General features: G+C 71.0%; 2 protein-coding genes. Both read left to right on the top strand.

Translation table 11 applies throughout. The annotated features are described in order from the left end of the window. Nucleotides 1-242 (top strand): hypothetical protein (locus ACFU0Y_RS18000; RefSeq protein WP_380216314.1); only part of this gene is annotated, 242 nt, incomplete at its 5' end. Then, nucleotides 239-1,912, top strand: coding sequence for a thiamine pyrophosphate-dependent enzyme (locus tag ACFU0Y_RS17995; RefSeq protein ID WP_380216312.1), 1,674 nt, complete (start codon nucleotides 239-241; stop codon nucleotides 1,910-1,912). The genes ACFU0Y_RS18000 and ACFU0Y_RS17995, both read left to right, overlap by 4 nt. The last annotated feature ends 124 nt before the right edge of the window (nucleotides 1,913-2,036 follow it).

Genomic DNA, 2,036 nt, shown 5'->3' with positions numbered 1-2,036 from the left:
GCGACGTGCTCAGCGTCAGCGGCGATACCGCGGTGCTGCTGAGCTACTTCCGCAACAACGTGCTGCACAGCGCACCGCGGGCGCTGTGCGTCCTTCTTTACTCCCCCGTGACCGCCAGGACACGGATCGCCGCACGCATCGGGTATTTTCGGATGAACTGCGCCAGGCCCGGACCCCCGAGCCGGTCCCGGCCTGCCCAGATCCACCGCTCCATTTTCAACGGCGAAAAGGACCCACGTTGACCCAGACCACTGCGGACCCCGCATCCCCCGCACCCACCACCGACCGGAAGTCCGCGGGCCACGTCATCGTGGACACGCTCGTGGCGCACGGCGTGCAGCGCACCTATGTGGTGCCCGGCGAGTCCTACCTGGACGTGCTCGACGGCCTGCACCACTCCCCGATCGAGACGGTCGTGTGCCGGCACGAGGGCGGGGCGGCGTACATGGCCGAGGCCGACGGCAAGATGGGACCCGTGCCCGGGGTGGCCATGGTGACCCGCGGCCCCGGTGCGGCCAACGCCCACGTGGGGCTGCACACCTCCTGGCAGGACTCCACCCCGATGGTGCTGTTCGTGGGGCTCATCCCGTTCGAGCACCGCGACAAGGAGGCGTTCCAGGAGTTCGACCCGCACGCCTGGTTCGACTCCGGGGCCAAGCGGGTGATGGTCCTCGACCACGCCGAGCGGGCCTCCGAGATCGTGGCCGAGGCGATGTTCGCCGCCAACTCCGGCCGCCCCGGCCCCGTGGTCGTGGGTCTGCCCGAGGACATCATCAGGGCCGAGATCGACGCGACCCTGCACCCGCCGATCCCGGTGGCCACCGGCGGGATGACGGTCCACGACTGGAAGGCCCTGCGCGAGGCCCTCTCCGCGGCCGACAAGCCGCTGTTCGTCACCGGCGGCAACGACTGGACCCACGAAGGTGCCCAGGGGCTGACCGCGTGGCTGGAGGAGCACCACCTGCCGGCCGCCGCCGAGTGGCGCACCCAGGGCACCGTGCCCTTCGACTCCGACTCCTACGTGGGCCCGATCGGCTACGGCCGCCCGCAGCCGACCTTCGACATGCTCGAGGAGACCGATCTGCTGGTCTTCGTGGGCACCGTCCCCGGCGACGTCATCACCAACGGGTTCCTGGTCCGCCAGGACTGGGACAAGAAGAACTTCCTGGTCACCATCGACCCGTCCCTGCGCGGGCGCTCGGGCCCGGTGTCCTACCAGATCGTGGCCAAGCCCGACGTGTTCGTGCGCGACCTGGTGCGCATCGACCTGCCGGCCAAGGAGGTCTGGAAGGAGTGGACCGCCCGGCTGCGGACCCAGCAGGTCGAGTTCTCCACCCCCACCGCCACCCCCGGGGCCGGCCCGGCGCGGATGGACACCCTGATGGCCGAGCTGGTCGCGGACCTGCCCGACGACGCGATGGTCACCTTCGGTGCCGGGGAGCACACCAACTGGGCCCACCGCTACTTCCCCACCCGCGGCTACGCCTCGATGATCTCGGCCCGCAACGGCTCGATGGGCTACTCCGTGCCCTCCGCCGTGGCGGCCTCGCTGCGCTACCCGGGCCGGCGGGTGGTGACCATCGCCGGTGACGGGGAGTTCCTGATGAACGGTCAGGAGCTGGCCACCGCCGCCCAGTACGGGGCCACCCCGCTGGTCATCGTGATGGACAACCAGGAGTACGGCACGATCCGCACCCACCAGGAGCGCGACTACCCGCACCGGGTCTCGGGCACCCAGCTCAAGAACCCCGACTTCGCCCTCATGGCCCAGGCCTTCGGCGGGTTCGGGGTGCGCGTGGAGACCGACGCCGACATCCCCGCCGCCCTGGCATCGGCGCTGCAGGCCATCGACGAGGAGGGGAGGTTCGCCCTGATCCACCTCATCGTGGAGCAGCGCGTCAAGGCGTACTGACCCGCAGGCCGCCCACCGCACGCACGGGAGGGGCAGGGCGGCGGGCCTTGACGGCGCACTCCGCCGCCAGCCCGGCCAGATGGTCGGCGGATATCCGCAGGTCCTTCTCGGCGGCCAGCGTGGC

This window comes from Kocuria sp. NPDC057446 (genome assembly GCF_042802875.1).
GTDB lineage: Bacteria > Actinomycetota > Actinomycetes > Actinomycetales > Micrococcaceae > Kocuria.
The sequence above is the reverse complement of the archived record's forward strand: the minus strand, read 5'-3'. Positions and strand labels throughout refer to the sequence as shown.